18 protein-coding genes and 2 tRNA genes are annotated in these 16201 nt (G+C 63.4%); 6 read left to right on the forward strand and 14 right to left on the reverse strand.

Annotated elements, in window-relative coordinates:
• The first annotated feature begins 68 nt into the window (after positions 1-68).
• From VGD10_RS03290 to VGD10_RS03300, 3 genes are all read left to right on the forward strand, one after another.
• Positions 69-674, forward strand: a complete 606-nt coding sequence (locus VGD10_RS03290; RefSeq protein WP_331039365.1) for a TetR/AcrR family transcriptional regulator — start codon at positions 69-71, stop codon at positions 672-674.
• On the forward strand, positions 675-2159 hold the full coding sequence (locus tag VGD10_RS03295; protein ID WP_331039366.1) for a class I adenylate-forming enzyme family protein: 1485 nt from the start codon (positions 675-677) through the stop codon (positions 2157-2159).
• Between the two features lie 95 nt (positions 2160-2254).
• On the forward strand, positions 2255-2650 hold the full coding sequence (locus tag VGD10_RS03300; protein ID WP_331039367.1) for a response regulator transcription factor: 396 nt from the start codon (positions 2255-2257) through the stop codon (positions 2648-2650).
• Here the strand turns inward: VGD10_RS03300 and VGD10_RS03305 are convergent.
• The 3 genes from VGD10_RS03305 to VGD10_RS03315 form a co-directional block, all read right to left on the reverse strand.
• Positions 2647-3129: a cytochrome c gene (locus VGD10_RS03305; RefSeq protein ID WP_331039368.1), complete on the reverse strand. Its 483-nt coding sequence runs from the start codon at positions 3127-3129 to the stop codon at positions 2647-2649. The genes VGD10_RS03300 and VGD10_RS03305 overlap by 4 nt on opposite strands.
• A 69-nt stretch (positions 3130-3198) precedes the next feature.
• Positions 3199-3275: transfer RNA gene (locus VGD10_RS03310), tRNA-Pro, on the reverse strand.
• Between the two features lie 95 nt (positions 3276-3370).
• Positions 3371-4681, reverse strand: coding sequence for an FAD-dependent oxidoreductase (locus VGD10_RS03315; protein ID WP_331039369.1), 1311 nt, complete (start codon positions 4679-4681; stop codon positions 3371-3373).
• Between the two features lie 157 nt (positions 4682-4838).
• Here VGD10_RS03315 and VGD10_RS03320 point away from each other — a divergent pair.
• Positions 4839-4929: transfer RNA gene (locus VGD10_RS03320), tRNA-Ser, on the forward strand.
• A gap of 387 nt (positions 4930-5316) precedes the next feature.
• Here the strand turns inward: VGD10_RS03320 and glp are convergent.
• The 9 genes from glp to VGD10_RS03365 are packed head-to-tail and all read right to left on the reverse strand — an operon-like array spanning position 5317 to position 11523.
• On the reverse strand, positions 5317-6525 hold the full coding sequence (glp, locus tag VGD10_RS03325) for a gephyrin-like molybdotransferase Glp (protein WP_331039370.1): 1209 nt from the start codon (positions 6523-6525) through the stop codon (positions 5317-5319).
• On the reverse strand, positions 6525-7007 hold the full coding sequence (moaC, locus tag VGD10_RS03330) for a cyclic pyranopterin monophosphate synthase MoaC (RefSeq protein WP_331039371.1): 483 nt from the start codon (positions 7005-7007) through the stop codon (positions 6525-6527). The genes glp and moaC overlap by 1 nt, the downstream gene beginning before the upstream one ends.
• The gene (moaB, locus tag VGD10_RS03335; RefSeq protein ID WP_331039372.1) at positions 7004-7540 is read right to left on the reverse strand and encodes a molybdenum cofactor biosynthesis protein B; all 537 of its coding nucleotides are present in this window, start codon (positions 7538-7540) and stop codon (positions 7004-7006) included. Before moaB ends, moaC begins: the two co-directional genes overlap by 4 nt.
• Positions 7527-8000 (reverse strand): molybdenum cofactor biosynthesis protein MoaE, encoded by a 474-nt coding sequence (locus VGD10_RS03340; protein WP_331039373.1) that lies wholly within the window; start codon positions 7998-8000, stop codon positions 7527-7529. Before VGD10_RS03340 ends, moaB begins: the two co-directional genes overlap by 14 nt.
• On the reverse strand, positions 7997-8245 hold the full coding sequence (locus VGD10_RS03345; protein WP_331039374.1) for a MoaD/ThiS family protein: 249 nt from the start codon (positions 8243-8245) through the stop codon (positions 7997-7999). The genes VGD10_RS03340 and VGD10_RS03345 overlap by 4 nt, the downstream gene beginning before the upstream one ends.
• The gene (gene moaA / locus VGD10_RS03350) at positions 8245-9228 is read right to left on the reverse strand and encodes a GTP 3',8-cyclase MoaA (RefSeq protein WP_331039375.1); all 984 of its coding nucleotides are present in this window, start codon (positions 9226-9228) and stop codon (positions 8245-8247) included. The genes VGD10_RS03345 and moaA overlap by 1 nt, the downstream gene beginning before the upstream one ends.
• Positions 9225-9989 (reverse strand): sulfite exporter TauE/SafE family protein, encoded by a 765-nt coding sequence (locus tag VGD10_RS03355; RefSeq protein WP_331039376.1) that lies wholly within the window; start codon positions 9987-9989, stop codon positions 9225-9227. Before VGD10_RS03355 ends, moaA begins: the two co-directional genes overlap by 4 nt.
• Positions 9986-10576 (reverse strand): NTP transferase domain-containing protein, encoded by a 591-nt coding sequence (locus VGD10_RS03360; RefSeq protein ID WP_331039377.1) that lies wholly within the window; start codon positions 10574-10576, stop codon positions 9986-9988. The genes VGD10_RS03355 and VGD10_RS03360 overlap by 4 nt, the downstream gene beginning before the upstream one ends.
• A complete protein-coding gene (locus VGD10_RS03365) occupies positions 10573-11523 on the reverse strand; it encodes an XdhC family protein (protein WP_331039378.1) in 951 nt (316 codons plus the stop codon). The genes VGD10_RS03360 and VGD10_RS03365 overlap by 4 nt, the downstream gene beginning before the upstream one ends.
• Positions 11524-11821: 298 nt before the next feature.
• Between VGD10_RS03365 and VGD10_RS03370 the strand changes: the two genes are divergently transcribed.
• Both VGD10_RS03370 and VGD10_RS03375 read left to right on the forward strand, forming a co-directional pair.
• A complete protein-coding gene (locus VGD10_RS03370; protein ID WP_331039379.1) occupies positions 11822-12265 on the forward strand; it encodes a (2Fe-2S)-binding protein in 444 nt (147 codons plus the stop codon).
• Positions 12258-14468, forward strand: a complete 2211-nt coding sequence (locus VGD10_RS03375) for a xanthine dehydrogenase family protein molybdopterin-binding subunit (protein ID WP_331039380.1) — start codon at positions 12258-12260, stop codon at positions 14466-14468. Before VGD10_RS03370 ends, VGD10_RS03375 begins: the two co-directional genes overlap by 8 nt.
• A 268-nt stretch (positions 14469-14736) precedes the next feature.
• Here VGD10_RS03375 and VGD10_RS03380 read toward each other — a convergent pair whose 3' ends face one another.
• Both VGD10_RS03380 and VGD10_RS03385 read right to left on the reverse strand, forming a co-directional pair.
• Entirely contained in the window at positions 14737-15423 is a 687-nt protein-coding gene (locus VGD10_RS03380; RefSeq protein ID WP_331039381.1) for a response regulator transcription factor, read from the reverse strand.
• A 24-nt stretch (positions 15424-15447) separates the two neighbouring features.
• On the reverse strand, positions 15448-16170 hold the full coding sequence (locus VGD10_RS03385) for a response regulator transcription factor (protein WP_331039382.1): 723 nt from the start codon (positions 16168-16170) through the stop codon (positions 15448-15450).
• Between the last annotated feature and the right edge of the window lie 31 nt (positions 16171-16201).

The raw sequence follows: 16201 nt of genomic DNA on the forward strand, positions 1-16201 counted from the left end.
CATCGGACGAAGGCACTCTGAGTAAGAGCAAAGCGGCTGGTGCGTAGCTTGGATGGGAGCGGGCTCAAGTGAATGTAGACGGTTTAGCCGCCAAGGCGCCCAGAACTGCGCGCGGGCAAAACACACTGCGCCGCCTTCTAGAAGCCGCAGCGGCAGAATTCGGGACGCGCGGCTATCACGAAGCCGCGATTACCGGCATCACCCAGCGGGCTGGTGTCGCTCTTGGCACCTTCTACACCTATTTCGACAGCAAGGAGGAGCTGTTCCGGGCACTTGTAAGGGACATGAGCCATTCCGTTCGGCAACATGTCGCGGAGGCCGTAAAGGACGCGCCCGACCGGCTGGCGGCCGAGCGAACCGGCCTCACCGCATTCATCGCCTTCGTGCGCAAGCATCCCGAACTCTACCGCATCATCGAGGAGGCGCAGTTCGTCGCGCCGGATGAATATCGGCAGCATTACCTGACCTTCGTCGACGGTTATCGCCGCAATCTTGCCGCCGCCGCGGAGCGCGGCGAAATTGTCGCCGGTGCCGATGAGACCCGGGGTTGGGCGCTGATCGGCATGAGCGTTTTCCTGGGCATGCGCTACGGCGTCTGGGACAAGGATCTTTCGCCGCAGGAGGTCGCTGACATTGCGATCACGCTCGTCTCGGAAGGCCTCAAGGGGCGCTAGATGCTGTCTGACCTGCCGGATATCGCCGCCAAGCAGGCCGCGCTTGCCCCGGAGCGGATCGCGCTCGAAGAATATGCTACCGGCCGCACATTCACCTATGCTGAGCTGAACCGGCGGGCCGGGCAGGCGGCTGCACTCCTGAACAGGCGCGGCGTCGAAGCGGGCGACCGGGTGGCGATCCTTAGCCGCAATTGCGCCGCCTTTTTTGAGCTTCTGTTCGCCTGCGCCAAAGTTGGGGCCATCTGCGTGCCACTCAACTGGCGCATGCCGCCAGCCGAGCTCGACCAGCTCCTGACCGACTGCACCCCGAAATTGCTCTTCTACGGCCGGGAGGAGGAGCGGACGTCGAAAGGACTGATGTACCCGCCGCCGGCCATTTCACTCGATCGAGATTATGAGCGGCGGATCGAAACGCTGGAGCCGTTGGAGCCGCGGCTGTTCTGGCCGGCCGAAGACATCTGGTACCTGCTCTACACATCGGGAACGACCGGTCGGCCGAAGGGCGTGATCTACACATTCGGTATGGCGGTCGCCAATTACGTCAACATCGGCTCTGCCATCGATCTGCGCCGAAACGACGTGACCGCGAGTTTCCTTCCTTTCTTTCATACCGCCGGCATCAACCTGCACGCGCTTCCGACACTGATGGCAGGCGGGCGCGTCACGCTTATAGAGAGTGTCGAGGTGGAAACCCTGGTGACGCTCTTTGAGGAGCGGCGGTTCGACACCTTCTTCGCCGTTCCGACCGTCTATCAGGACCTTCTCGATCAGCCCCGCTTCGCAGCCGGGCCGCTCGACCATGTAAGGCACTGGGGCTGCGGCGGAGCCCCGCTTCCCGATGCCGTTGCAGAGCGGTACCGGCAGCTCGGTGTTCGCGTCTGTAACGGCATGGGCATGACGGAGACCGGCCCGACCGCCTTCCTGCTTGCGCCCGAGGATGCATGGGACAAGATCGGCTCTGTCGGGAAGCCGCAGCTTCTTTCGAGCGTTCGCATCGTCGATGATGACGGCCGGGACGTCACGGACGGTATCGTCGGCAAACTTCTTTTTGCAGGGCCGGGCGTCACACCGGGCTATTGGCGCAACGAAGAGGCCACGCGGGAAGCCTTCACTGAAGATGGCTGGCTGCGATCAGGCGACCTCGCGCGGCGCGACGACGAAGGCTTCTACTATATCGCGGGCCGGGAGAAGGAGATGTTCATCTCCGGGGGAGAGAATGTCTATCCTGCAGAAGTGGAGAATGTCCTTTGCTCGCATCCTGCGGTGGTGGAGGCCGCGGTGGTCCCGGTGCCGCACGAAAAGTGGGGCGAGGTGGGGTATGCCTCACTCATGCTTGCGGAGGACAATTCCCAACCCTCACGAGAGGAGCTGGAAGAATTTTGCCGCGCGCGGCTTGCACCTTATAAGGTGCCCCAAGGCTTCGCGTTCGTGCCGAATTTTCCGAGAACTGCCGCAGGTAAGGTTCAGAAGCACCTGTTGCGGTGACTTGACAGGAATTGGGTTTATTGCGCTAGCGAAACAACGTTATTTGTTTAATGATTGTCCGCTACGGCATAGGTCGTTCGTGAAGGAGTTTCCACGTGCCACGGCCGTTTCCTGTATATGTCGTCGATGACGATGTTGGTTTGCGCGACTTCATTGTGATGGTGGGTGAGGATGCGGGCCTCGCTGTCAGAGGTTTTGAAAGCGGCGACGATCTCCTCTCTGCGCTGGATGAGCTGCAGCCGGGATGCATCCTGCTGGACATGCGGATGCCGCGGAAGAACGGCCTGGAAGTACAGGCGGACCTGAACGCGCGCGGCAATAAGATGCCCGTCATCACTATCACCGGCTTTGGGGACGTCGACATGGCCGTGCAGTCGATGAAGCTCGGCGCTCTCGAATTTCTGGAAAAGCCATTCGCCAACCAAGTGCTTATCGACGCGATTGGCCTTGCATTCGATCAGCTGGAAGAGAGGGAGCTCGCCGGCAACTAGGATTGCGGAACCTGGTAAAGATCGTGGCAGGCGGCGCATGTCTTCCGCGTCGCATCCCAACCCGCGAAGAAAGCGGCCTTGTCGCCGCTCTGGGCAGCTTCGGCCAGCTGCGTTGCGGCCGCGGCGTATGCGGCGGCCTTGGCGTTGAAGTCGGCCTTGTTGTTCCAGATTTCCGGTCTAGCCCGCGTCGGCGTGATCGTGGCGGTGCTTTCGGGGAACATGGTGGGGAGGGTCCGTGCCCAGCGGGCGACGCCCCGCGCCGCATAAGCCTGCGTAGTCGGATCGCCGCCGCGGTCGAGCGTACCCTTGATATTGCCCATCGCCGCGCCCGACATGTGAAAGGCCGCCTGCCGCGCCGCCACGATCTCCGCCGGGGAAGGGGTGGTGGAGACGATCTGGGTGTCATCGTCCGCCACGCTCACGCACCCGATCAGCGCCACCGCCGCTGCTGCAAGAAGCACATTGCCCTTATGCATCATCATCCTTCCCTTTGCGGGGAGGCTCGATCAAGCGCGGGCCGCTGTCAATCTGACAATGAAGCAAGAAAATGGTCGGGGAGAGAGGATTCGAACCTCCGGCCCCTGCCTCCCGAAGACAGTGCTCTACCAGGCTGAGCTACTCCCCGACCGGTGCGTCCGGCGCGAACGCCAACCGGGAGACAGGTGGCGGGTCTATAGGGAGGGCTTGGTAGGAGCGCAAGCCGCCATCCGCTGCTCCCGCTCAGCTTTTCGTTCGCGGCACCGCCGCCAGCATTTCTTCGATCTGGGTGAACTTTTCCCGGGGAGAGCCGGCACGGGCGCGGGCTGCCTCGGCGGCTTCGATCTTCTGCCAGTCGCGGAACGTCACTATGTCGACACCGCGACCCTCCAGCAGGCTGTCCAGCCCTGCCCGTCCGAATTTGGTGCTGCTGCCCCCGCGATATTTGGCGGCGATCTTCTCCGCCATCTCGAACCCGTCCGGACGATTGGTGCCGATCGTGCCGGTCGGCCCACGGCGGGCCCAGCCGACGCAGTAGAGGCCATCGGCGATCACGCCTTCAGAATTGGCGAAGCGGCCGCGGCCATGCTCGTACGGCACACCTTCGATCGGCGGCGTCTTGTAGCCGATGCAGCTCACCACCAGCCCGCAAGCAATTTCGTAGGTTTCTCCGGTGCCGATCGAACGCAGGTCCGCATCGAGCGCGGTGCGCTCCACGACCACCCGCTCGACCTCGCCATTCCCTTCTACCGCGACCGGCATGGCGAAAAAGTCGAAGTTGATCGTCTTCCGCTTCGCTCCGCCCGCGGACGCGAAGTCGCGCAGATGCGTGACGGACTTCCGCATGCCGGGCTCGAGCAGCGCATCGTCGCCTTCCGGAGGGAAGTCGGCGGGATCGACCCGCGGCGCTGCCTCCTCGAGGTGGCCAAGTTCGCCAAGCTCCTTCGGCGTCATCGCGATCTGGTGCGGGCCGCGCCGCCCCAGCACATGAATGGTGCGGATGCTGCTCCTGGAAAGCGCGTCCAGCGCCTGCGCCACGATATCGGAGCCTTCGAACTCGCGGGGCGTCTTCGATAATATTCGCGCCACGTCGAGCGCGACGTTGCCGTTGCCGATCACCACCGCCGCCTCCACGTCCAGCGGCGGATCCAATTCGGCGAAATCGGGATGGCCGTTATACCAGCCGACGAAAGCGGCGGAGCCGATCACCCCAGGAAGATCGCCGCCCGGAATGTCGAGTGTGCGGTCCGCGGGCGCGCCGGTGGCGAGGATGACCGCGTCATAAAGGTCCATCAGCTCGGCAATGGAGATGTCCCGCCCCACCATCACATTGCCGACGAAGCGGACGTTATCGCTCAGCGCCACTTTCTCGTAGCGCTTCGACACCGCTTTAATGGACTGATGATCGGGCGCGACGCCGAAACGAATGAGGCCGTACGGCACCGGCAATCGGTCGATGATGTCGACGCAGATGTCGCTTCCGAATTCCTTCTGCAGGCCTTCCGCGCTGTAATAGCCGGCGGGACCCGAGCCGATTATCGCCACATGCCGCATCCCCGCCTCCTATGCTTTGGAGGGATGCTAGCGCCGCCGTGCCTGGAGTCCAGAGGCGGGGCCGTCGCGCCCTCTCACGGACAAAAGCGCATGCCCTTCACCGCTTACTTGCCCTCCGCTTCGGGGGCCACTAGATGGCCCTTCTTCCAGAGCATGCGGAGCGGTGGCCGAGTGGTCGAAGGCGCTCGCCTGGAAAGTGAGTATACGGCAAAACCGTATCGAGGGTTCGAATCCCTCCCGCTCCGCCATTTTGCTATTTTGAGGCCATTATAGGCCACGGAACTCATCGCAAGCCAAGCTTGGAGGCATTAAAATCGAACCGGGGCTCGGGGATGGGCTCGGGCTCTGACGCAAGTGCTATCAGACAATCCATCTGTGCCTCGTAGAGTTATAGCTCTCGGCATCGACTTGCTTAACTAAAGTAGCTGTAGGATTGTCCGCGCTCTCCGAGATTAATCTCTGTTGGCCTCTTTTATCGTACGTAGCGGGAACGATCTTTTGCTGTCGGACTCCCGAGGAGGGCGAGCGCTCTCCTGAGGGGCGCGAGCGGTGCCCCTGCTTTCGGCGCGACGCGCGCATCAGGGCGCGTCTGCCATTCGCCGAACTGTAGCGCCGAGCGCGCGCCACGGCGATTGTCAGAAAGTTTCAATTAGAACCAGAATGTCTACGAGCTCACCGGATTCCGCTTTGGCCGAATACGGGTTGCGATGGACGAGCGCGTTTGCGGCTGCCAGCGGAACCAGCAAACTGCTGTCGAGGCGGGGTTCTGGGGCCGCGATGAGGCTTCCTTCCGCATCAACGGCGAGCTCAGCTCTGACGAAGGTCTCCCGTGGGCCACTTTTTGGAAGGCGAGCCCCAAGGCGTGCTCGAACCGTCTCAAGCTTCGCATCGACGTTTCGGCCAAGAAGTGCGTGGAGAAGGGGCTTCAGCAACAGATGCGCGCAGACGTAGGCGGACACGGGATTGCCAGGAAGGCCAAGTACGAGGCGCCCATCGGGAAAGCGGGCGTGCCAGGCTGGTTTTCCGGGCTGAAGCGCGATCCGGTCGAACAACAGCTCAGCTCCAAGTTCGACTATCAACGGACGCAAGACATCGCGATCGCCTACCGAAGCCCCGCCGATCGTCACCACGACATCCGCCTCGAGCCAATTCTTCAGGGCTGCTCGTGCAGCCACCTTGTCATCCGGCAAGATGTCACTGCGGTGCGCATCCGCTCCCCAGCGCCGCGCCAGATCGAGTATTGCATACGTGGCGGAATTCGCGATCTGCCACGGCTCCAGTGGACCGCCAGGCTCCCGCAGTTCGTCTCCGCTCGGCACGACGACCACTTTCGGCTTCCGGTGCACGGCGACTTTACCCGCGTTGGCAGCTGCCACGAGCGCCTGCCGCGCCGGCGTCAATACCTCGCCGCTGCGGGCGAGCACAGTTCCCGCCACAAAGTCGCAGCCGGCGGGCCGAACGAACTCTCCCCGCGTCGGCGCTACCTCCACACGAATCTGCTCCTCGCTTCTCCGGACATTTTCCTGGATCACGATGCAGTCTGCATTCTCGGGCACTATACCGCCCGTCGCGATACGCACGGTCTCGCCCGCCTCAATCGCCCGGTCGAACGGAGCTCCGGCTGGCGCTTCGCCGACTAGACGCAGCACTGCGCCGGCCGCTGCGTCTTCCGCCCGCGCTGCATAGCCATCCATGGCAGAGAGGGGGCTTGGTGGCTGGCTGCGGGCAGCGATGACGTCCTCCGCGAGAATACGCCCGCCGCATTGTTCGATCGATATGGTTTCGGCCGGCATTGCAGCTAGCCCGTGCAGCAGCTTCGCACGCGCCTCCTGAAGACTCAGCATCAATTCTCTGGCTTCTGCCAGAGGCCGGAGCGGCCGCCGCGCTTTTCGAGCAATTCGACCTTTTCGACCATGAGGTCGCGCGTCGCGCCTTTTAGCATGTCGTAGATGGTCAGGCAGGCGGTGGCGACGGCAGTGAGCGCTTCCATCTCAACACCCGTGCGGCCCGTCGTCTTGACCTCGGCGACGACGCAAAGGCCGGGAAGCACGTCGTCGATCGTCACCTCGATCTTCACAGAGGAGATCGGCAGCGGATGGCAAAGCGGGATGAGGTCGCTCGTCCGCTTGGCGCCCATGATGCCGGCGAGCTCCGCCACCTGCAGGACGTCGCCCTTCGCCGCTCGCCGGGCGCGGACCAGCTCGAGCACGGCAGCGTCGACCCGCACCAGACCGCGCGCGATCGCCGCCCGCTCCGTTGCCGCCTTGCCGCCCACATCGACCATATGCGGCCGCCCGTCGGCATCGAAATGGGTGAGCTCGGTCATGCTTCCCCTTCCATCAGCCGCGGCATCAGCTCGACGAGGTTGCAGGGACGGTGGCGCGCGTCGAGCTGCGCCGCAATCACCTGGTCCCATCCGTCCTTCACCGCGCCGTTCGAGCCCGGCAGGCAGAAGATGAAGGTGCCGTTCGCTAGACCCGCAAAGGCGCGCGACTGAATGGTGGAGAGCCCGACCGATTGATAGCTCACCTGGTGGAAGATCACCGAAAAGCCGTCGATCACCTTGTCCAGCAGGGGCAGCACCGCTTCGGGCGTCACGTCTCGGCCGGCGAGGCCCGTGCCACCGGTCGAGATCACCACGTCGACCGCGGGATCCTTGATCCATGCGTCGACCTTTCCACGGATCACCTCCACGTCGTCCGGAGCGATGGCGCGGTCGGCAAGCTCGTGACCCGCAGCCTCGATGCGGTCTGCGAGGATCTTGCCCGACGTATCGGTGTCGAGCGTGCGCGTGTCCGACACGGTGAGCACGGCTACCCGCACCGGCACGAAGCGCCGCCTCTCGTCAATCCCGTGCATCCTCGCTCCCTTCGCTCGTCCATCGCGCCCGGTCCGCGTGGTCGGCCTCCCGCGGCTCGATCCAGCGGAAGCCGGTGGGCCCGTCCTCTCTCTTCCAGAAAGGCGCCTCCGTCTTCAAGCGGTCCATCAGATAATCGACCGCTTCGAGAGCAGCGCGGCGATGCTCGGCGGCGGCACCGACGAAGACGATCGGCTCGCCGGGCCCGAGGTCGCCGTAGCGATGGACGACGGCCAGCGCGAGCAGCGGAAAACGCGCTTCGGCTTCGGCTGCCATCCGGCCGATCACGCTTTCGGTGAAGCCAGGATAATGATCGAGGTGGAGCCGCGTTACGGCAGCTTCCTCATTGGCGCCGCGGACGATGCCGATGAAGGTCGCCACGGCGCCGGCATTGCCGCTCCGCAGGGCAAGCGAAGCGGTTTCGGCGGCTGGATCGAACGGCTCTTCCTGAACCCGGATCATCCGCCGCTCATCGGCGGGATGAAGCCGATCTCGTCGCCCGGGTGGATCGGCACGGTGCCTGCCTTGATCTCGTTATTGATGACGATCCGCACCGATGGGCGCCTGAGTTCCTCCGCAAGGCTGGGCTCAAGCCAATCGAGCAACTGGTCGGTGTCGCCAATGTGGGCGGGCAGATCGACCGAGCCTCCGCGGGTGCCGGCGGCATCGGCGAGATAACCGAAATAGAGGAGGCGGACGCTGGCCATTAGCCGCCCGTCACGGACATGTGCCGTTCGACGGCCGGCGGTGCGCTCCGGCGAATGGCGAAATCATGACCTTTCGGCTTCCGCTCGATCGCGGCGGCGATGGCGGCTTCCAGCGGCGCATCGTCGGCCCACGCACGGAGCGGCGTTCTGAGATCGGCGTCGGCGGTCTGGCCGAGGCACATGAAGAGCTGCCCGGTGCAGGTCACCCGGATTCGATTGCAGGAGCCGCAGAAATTATGGCTGAGCGGGGTGATGAAGCCGATTGTGCCGCCTTGGTCCGTTCGGGCGTAGCGTGCCGGTCCGCCGGTGCGGAGCGTCGTATCGGTCAGCGTCCAGCGCTCTTCCAGGCGGCGGCGCACTTCGGTGAGCGGCACGAACTGGTCGAGCCTGTCGGCTTCGACAGAGCCCATCGGCATCACCTCGATGAAGGTGATGCCCGCGCCCCGGCTGTGCGCCCATTCGGCGAGGCCGACCGCCTGCTCCAGATTGTCCTCCCGAAGCGCGACCGTGTTGATCTTCACCTCGATGCCCGCGTCCAGCGCTGCATCGATGCCGCGGACGGTCTCGGCCAGCGTGCCGCCGCGGGTGATGCGGGCGTAGGTTTCGGGCTCCAGGCTATCGAGCGAGACGTTGATGCGACGGACCCCGAGCCGCGCAAGATCGGCAGCATGATGAGCGAGGCGCGTGCCGTTGGTGGTGAGCGTGAGCTCGTCCAGCTCGCCGGTGCCGAGGAAGCGCGAAAGCCGCTCCACCAGCCACATGATGTCGCGGCGGACGAGCGGTTCGCCGCCGGTCAGCCGGAGCTTCCGAATTCCGCGCCGAATGAAGGCCGCGCTGAGGCGGTCCAATTCCTCGAGCGTCAGCAACTCCTTCTTCGGGAGGAAGGTCATGCGCTGCGGCATGCAATAGGTGCAGCGAAGATCGCACCGGTCCGTCACCGAGAGGCGGAGATAGGTGATGGCGCGGCCGAACGGGTCGATCATAGCGGACCCCCTACCATATCGTTGAAGCGAATCCCCAGATTGACCGACACGAAAAGGATGAGGAGGGCGGTCGCGATCCGCACATATTTGGGGTGCAGGATCGAGCTGCCGAGCCGCGACCCGATATAGCCGCCGATCACCACGGCCGGGAAGAGGAGCCAGTGCGCCTCGATCGCGCCAAGCCGATCATAGCCGTCGGTCTTTCCCAGCTGGCCGGCGAGGCCGGCGATCGAATTGATGAGGATGAAGGCCGCGCACGTGCCGGCGATCACCTTCGACCTGTCCCAGCGGAGAAAATGAAGGACAGGGGCAAGGAAGATGCCGCCGCCGATCCCGACCAGGCCGGAAAGGAAGCCCAGAACGCCGCCGACGAGCGGCTCAAGCAGCGAGGGGCGCGCCTCCCTTTCCGTTCCGGAATGCTCGGGCTGCCAAAGGAGTGCCAGCCCCGCGACGAAGAGCGTCAGGGCGAGCGCGCCGACGAATACCTCCTCGGCCACCTCGATGCGGCCACCGAACCAGGCCATCGGCACGGATAATGCAAAGAGCGGCCAGATACGCCGCCACTGGACATGGCGGTCCTTCCAGAAGCGCCAAGTGCCGACGCTGACCACGACGATGTTGCAGAGGAGCGAAATGGTCGGGATCGCCCGGTAGTCGGCTTCGACGAGCACGAGGAGGGCATTGTAGGTCGAGCCCCCGCCGAAGCCGACCATGGCGTAGAGCAAGGCGACACCAAGGAAGAGGGCGGCGAGGCCGATCATGCCGCTTTCTCCCCAACGGCTTCGAAGTCGGTCGGCAGATCGAAGTCGGTGAGCAGGCGAGGCGCTGCCGCCACCACCGCTACGTCGCGGGCGAGAATATCGCGCGGTGAGCGATCTTCGCCAACAAGCGTCGTGTAATAGCCGCGCGGGAACAGCACAGGGGGCGATAGCCAATTGTCGCCGCCGCTCGCGGTGGGACGCTCCGCAGTCGCGGCAGTCGCGAGCGCATGAAGGTGGGCTGACTCGATATGCGGCATGTCGCCGAGGCAGATGAGAAACGCGTCGGGATCGCTGTGCCTCGCTGCAGCGAGGCCGATGCGGACAGAGCTATCCTGGCCTTGTTCGGGCCGCTCGTTGATCGCGAGCGCGAAGCCCAGTTCGCCAAGGAGGCGGTGGAGCGGCTCATTGACCGGCTCCGGCGGCACGACGGCGACAAGATTTTTGAATGGGAGCTCGGCGAGCAAAGTGGCTGCATGGGCGACGAGCGGACGCCCATCGAGGAAGCGCATCAGCTTGCATCCGCTGGGATGACGTCTGGACGAGCCGGCGCAAAGGAGGATCGCGGCGATGTTCTCGACCGGGATCATCTCGCCACCTTTCGATATTCAGCGGCAATCTCGGCAAGTGCCGACAAGGCCAGCATCGAGGGGTCACGAGCGGCGGGTATCAGGCCGATCGGCCCCCGGATGCGAGCGAGCCAGGCTTCATCCAGCCCGCGCTCGCTGAGCAATTGCAGGCGGGCTTCATGGGTCACCTTGCTCCCCATCGCGCCGATATAGAAAACGGGCTGATGGAGCGCTCGTTCGAGCAGGTGCGGCTCCCAGTCGTGATCGTGGAAAAGGAGGATGATTGCGGTCCAGGGGTCCGCCTGAAAATCGACCGCAGAAGGCGTGGTGAGCCTCATACATTCGAAGCCTGAGACGCGCGCTTCATCGATCACTTGCTCGTCCGGCGAAAGCAGCAGGATATCCGCCCCGAAAACCGAGGCGAGCTGCGCGAGCGAAAGGCTTTCCTCGCCATTCCCGGCAATGACAAGCTTCATGTCTGGGGCGTGCCAGACGAGAAAATCGTCGGCTCGGGGGCCGGTCTCCTCCCTCTCCGGCGGGAGGATGTGAAGGCGGGGCTGCGACGGTCGCAGCAGGAGCTTGAGCGGCTCGCGCCGATTCAGACGGTCCATGCAATCGGCGATGAGCGCGGCTGGCAGTTGCGGCTGAATAAGGAGGTCGACTCCCCCGCCACAGGGCAGCCGAACGTCGATGAAGGGGGAGCCGGCGCCGAATCGAACGGTCCGGTCCTTGCCTTCGGCGATAGCGTCGAGCGCTTCCGCGACGACTGCAGCCTCGATACAGCCGCCGGAGAAGGATCCTGCGTAGCTTCCGTTCCCAGCCACTGCCATGTGCGTTCCCAATGCGCGCGTTGACGAGCCGCTGAGACCGACGACCGTGACCAGCGTCGCCGGCACCTCCTTCGCCTGTGCATCGCGAAGAAAGCTGAAAATCTGTCGTACGGACTGCGCCCCGGACTGTCGTTGCATGTCAAATTCGGGCGCAGAATAGGCAATGAGCAGAGTGGCGATAGGACGAAGTTTCCATTGCTTCTCTAGAGCGTTCCTCGGGGAGAGAATCCAATCTTTGGTGACGAAAAGAGCGGGTTTGGGACGAATGAAGGATGTCTCAGGGCAATCGGCAGCTAGTTCTGAAGCTAGACGATGCTTGGGGGTGCGCCATCCTTCGCCATTCATCCCTCTGGAGGCGCTTTCGTCCCAGTCCGATTGGTTCGGGACTGGCGCGGTATAGGACTGCCCACGTGATCGCGAACGGAGCAAGGTGAAGATGCGGCTGCAGGTCAACGGCAAGTTTCACGAGGTGGATGTGGACCCCGACACTCCTCTCCTTTGGGTGCTCCGAGACACGTTGGGTCTCAACGGATCCAAGTTCGGCTGTGGGGTCGGCTTTTGCGGGGCCTGTACGGTCCATGTGGACGGCGAGCCGGTCACCAGCTGCATGCTCAGGATCGATGAAGTCGGTGGGCGGCCGGTCACGACCATCGAAGGGCTCTCACCCGATGCCACGCATCCTCTCCAGCGCGCCTGGATCGCGGAGCGGGTCCCCCAATGCGGCTACTGCCAAGCTGGCATGATCATGGCCGCGGCGGCGCTCCTCAAGGAAAAACCGAAGCCCACCGACGCGGACATCGATGAAGCCATCCAAAACCTTTGCAGGTGCGGAACCTACAATCGCGTGCGCCGCGCCATAAAGGTCGCCGCAAATGGATAAGGCCGTATTCGACATTAGCCGTCGCGACTTGCTCGGCGGCGCGATGAAGGGCGGCGGCCTCCTTCTCGGCATGAAGCTCGGCCTCTCTTCCGCCGCGGTCGCCGCTCAGAAGGGGGCAGCCGCTCCGCTCTTCGACAGCTGGCTTCGGATCGGCAACGACGGAGCGGTGAGCGTGCTCGTCAACATCATCGAAATGGGACAGGGCGCCCAAACCGGCTTCGCCCAGATCGTTGCCGACGAACTTGACGTCGAATGGTCGAAAGTGAGCGTGGAGCAGGCCCCCGTGGAACGCAGCTACTTCAACGTCTTCGGCATCTATTCCACTGGCGGCTCGGTCGCCATTCGAACCAATTTCGACAAATTGCGGCGGGCCGGCGCGGCGGCTCGTTCTATGCTGACCGCAGCCGCGGCAGCTCGCTGGGGCGTGCCTGACGGTGAGTGCCTGGCTCGCAACGGTCGCGTCTTCCATGCCGCCTCTGGCAAAAGCCTTTCCTATGGAGAGCTTGCCGAGGAAGCGGCGGCTCTTCCGGTTCCGGAGAAACCTCCGCTCAAGGAACGGTCGGAGTGGCGCTATATCGGCAAGCCGATGGAAAGGCTTGGGCTGAAACCGATCGTCGACGGCACCAACATCTATGGCGTCGATGTGCGGATGCCAGGTCTCCTCGTCGCCACGATCCTGCAATGCCCGGTATTTGGCGGGCGTCTCGTTGGAGTCGATCCGGCCCCCGCTCTGGCTGTTCGCGGCGTGAAGCGGGTGCTCGAACTGAATGGCGGTCGCATCAAGTCCGTCGAGGAACGAGGAACCCAAGGTGCGCTGGTCGAGCAGACCGACCCGCTTACCGATGCGGTCGTTGTCGTTGCCGACGGCTATTGGCCTGCCACCAAAGGCTTGCGCGCGCTTCGCCCCCGTTGGGACTTCGGCGCTCTCGGGAAAACATCCTCAGCCGACATCAGCAAGGGGCTCAGGCTGGCGGTGGCAGAAGCGGCGGAAGCCTCGCTGGGACGCGAGGTGAATGAAGTCGAGCTTCGCCGGCAGGTGCACGAAAGGCTGGCAAAGGCCACTCGGCGTGTTGAGGCGAGCTACGAAGTGCCGTTGCTGTCGCAATCGCCGTTGGAGCCGATGAACGGCACCGCCTGGGTGAAGGAGGATAGTGCGGAGGTCTGGCTCTCCACCCAGGTTCAGTCGCCGGTCCGCGAGGCTATTGCCCGGGCAATCGGCATGCCGGTCGAAAAGGTCACGGTTCACACGACCCAGGTCGGCGGCAGCTTTGGGCGGCGGCTGGCGACCGATTACGGTGTGCAGGCCGCGTTGATCTCGAAGGCCATCGGAGCACCGGTGAAGCTGATCTGGAGTCGGCAGGAGGATACCAAGCACGGCTTTTATCGCGCCGCGGCAGCCGCCCAGATGGAGGCGGCGCTCGATGCCGATGGCAAGCCGGAAGGCGTTCGGATGCGGCTTGCATCAATGGAGCCCTATTCGAGCGGCGGCGACATGACCATGCACCCCTATGATCTGGGGCCGGCGATCGGCATGGAAAAACGATGGAATCCGGGCATCCCAATCGGATCCTGGCGCGCCATTTCGCACACCTACAACACCTTCTTTCTCGAAAGCTTCATCGACGAGCTTGCCGCGGCCGCCTCGGCCGATCCGATCGACTATCGCCGATCGCTGCTCACCAAGCAGCCCAGGATGGTTCGGACGCTCGACGCCGCGGCGGATGCGGCGGGCTGGCGCACCGCGCCGGCGGCAGGTCGACACCGGGGCGTTGCGCTAAGCGGCGGACTCTGGCGGACATATTGCGCCCAGATCGTCGAGCTTTCAGTCTCGCCTCTCAAGGAGATCACCATCCACAAGATCACCTGTGCGCTGGACGCCGGCACCATCGTCAATCCCGATCAGGTGCGCGCCCAGATCGAAGGCGGCATCATCTATGGATTGAGCGCGGCTCTATTCCAAGAAATCACGATCGCCAACGGGCAGGTCGAACAGTCGACCTTTCGTGACTACCCCATCATCAAGATGGCCAATAGCCCCAACATAGAGATCGTCCTGCTCGAAAGCCCCGGTGAAAGGCTGGGCGGGGTCGGCGAGGCGCCAGTTCCACCGATCGCCCCGGCCCTCTGCAATGCGCTCTTTGCCGCAACCGGCACTAGGGTGCGCCAATTGCCGCTTACCAAGGCGAACTTTCGAAGCGCGTGACTAATCGTAAGAGCTGCTCTCGCCAGTGAGTTACGAGACCTCAGAGCATAGGCCACTCTGAATTCACCAGGAAAACAGCATTTTATCTTGGTCAAGATTGGCGTTTGGCGGAAGGGGCGCCTCGTCGTTCATTGTAGAGATCGAGGGGTTCAGCGAAGGGTGGCCAAATGTCCCCATCTCTTCGTCTCGAGTCCCAAAATAGCGGGGGTGCGTGAAGAACATGTGATCGCCCGGAAGATATGTCTTCCACCGCTCCGCATTTGCCTGTTTACTGATCGTCTAGCGACAATTTGTAACCTACCCCAGTGACAGTTCTCAGCAGGTCTGGCTGCTGGGACGCAAGGGCGATTTTCTTTCGGACGTGGCCGGCGAGGACGCGGAGGTTTTGGGTTTCTACCGCTGTAGGCGATCCCCAGACGCGGGTGATCAGATCGGCATAGGTGCAGAAATGTTTGGGTGATTCCGCGAGCGCCGCGAGAAATTGAGTTTCGTGATGCGTGAGGTGAGTGCCGGTGCCGTCCAGCCCCCAGTGGCGGAGCTCGACGTCAAGTTCGTAGGGCCCTATTCTGTAGCGGCGCCGCGCCGCGGTATCGTGGCGCCGTTCGAGGAGATACCTGAGGCGCGCTGCCAATTCTATGTCCGAGGCAGCTCCGCATATGAAGTCGGCCGCTCCCGCGACATAAGCCGACATGATGAGTTCGTAATTTGCGGGCAGCGAAGCGAGCAGCACGGGCGCGTCAATCTCGCGGATGAACGAAAAACCTTCTGGCCCGGCTAGGGAGCCTTCGAGCAGGACTGCAGAAAAATCCCGTGACTGGAGGAGCGCCCTTGCGGCTTCCACGGACGTGACATGTTCGATCTCGAGCGTCTCGTCCGGAAAGGCAGCGGCGAGCGTGTCGACGCGACCGCCCGTCGTCTCGATGAGAAGGAGACGGACGGCGTTCTGCACGCTCACCGGAATGCCCCCGCCACCGCGGTTCTAGGGCAGTTGGATTCGGTAACCAACGCCGGTCACGGTGACCAGAATGGCTGGCTCCTCGGGCCGCGGCTCGACCTTCTTCCGCAGCTGGACCGCAAGTACGCGCAGGTTCTGCGTTTCCACCGCACCGGGCCTGCCCCAGATTTTTTCGATCAGCTGTTCGTAAGTGCAGAAATGGCGCGGCGCATTCAGAAGAGCCGACAGGAACCCCGTCTCGTGCGCGGTGAGGCGAATGTTCTTGCCCAGAATACGGCACTGACGTTGCTCCGCATCAAGCGACAGGTTCGGCGATTGAAAGAAGCTGGAACCAGCCGGCACCCGGCCGAGAACCTTCTTGATCCTCACCACCAATTCCGGCGCATGAAACGGCTTGAAAAGGAAGTCTGCCGGCCGTGCGGCTAGAATGGTCCCGAATTCATGCTGAGTTGCTGGCGGAGATATCAGTATTGTGGGTGTGGTCGCCGACGATAGCCAAGACCAGTCGTCGCTCCGGTACAGCGCCGCATCGAGCAATATGACGTCGAAATGATCTGCGGCGATCTGCCCTGACGCCTCCGCCGAGGACCGAGCCTGGGCAAGCAACCAAGGCTCGGCTGAAAGAGCCCTTTTGAAGGTGGTGATATCGTCAGTAGTGACGACCAGCACACGAGCCTCGGACGGCCCTGACCTCTGCAGCGGGTGATAAGCCACCCGTGCAGAGCGTTCCATTGCAATAGCTTCCATGACGGTTCCCCCACAGTAACCCCAGAGCCGT

This window comes from Allosphingosinicella sp., from assembly GCF_036402135.1.
Taxonomy (GTDB): domain Bacteria; phylum Pseudomonadota; class Alphaproteobacteria; order Sphingomonadales; family Sphingomonadaceae; genus Allosphingosinicella.